Source organism: Aureimonas endophytica (assembly GCF_014642635.1).
Taxonomy (GTDB): Bacteria; Pseudomonadota; Alphaproteobacteria; order Rhizobiales; family Rhizobiaceae; genus Plantimonas; species Plantimonas endophytica.
In genome coordinates this window covers 1-504 of sequence record NZ_BMIQ01000044.1, presented here as the reverse complement: position 1 = coordinate 504, position 504 = coordinate 1, and the positions used below count along the sequence as shown (strand labels likewise).

Here is a 504-nt window from a genome sequence, read left to right as displayed (position 1 = left end):
GGACAAATCGGCTTCGGCAAGCCTGCCAACCCCGACGTCTTGGTGGTGGGCAACGGCGGCCCGGGAGTAACCGCGTTGGTCATGGGCGGCACCGACAGCCTACTGCCGCTGCCCAACATCCCCTTACTCGAGTACGCTGCGCGGTTCATCACCCCCGTGCATCCCGGATACACCGCTACGTTCCTGGAAACGCCATCGCAGTTTTTCCCATTCACCGGGCTGAATAGCCTGACCTATGACGTCTCCGTGGCCCAGGGCGTAACGAATCTGCACACCGCGATCATGGCGCAACTCGCGGCGGGAAACGAAGTCGTCGTCTTCGGCACCTCCCAAAGCGCCACGATAGCCACCTTCGAAATGCGCTATCTGCAATCCCTGCCAGCACACCTGCGTCCGGGTCTCGACGAATTGTCCTTTACGTTGACCGGCAATCCCAACCGGCCCGACGGTGGCATTCTTACGCGTTTTGGCTTCTCCATACCGCAGTTGGGTTTCACATTGTCC

At 60.5% G+C, this 504-nt stretch carries 1 protein-coding gene; it reads left to right on the top strand.

Translation table 11 applies throughout. From position 1 onward, the window contains the following. On the top strand, positions 1-504 hold a 504-nt coding region (locus tag IEY14_RS25725; RefSeq protein WP_188913703.1), incomplete at both ends, for a PE-PPE domain-containing protein.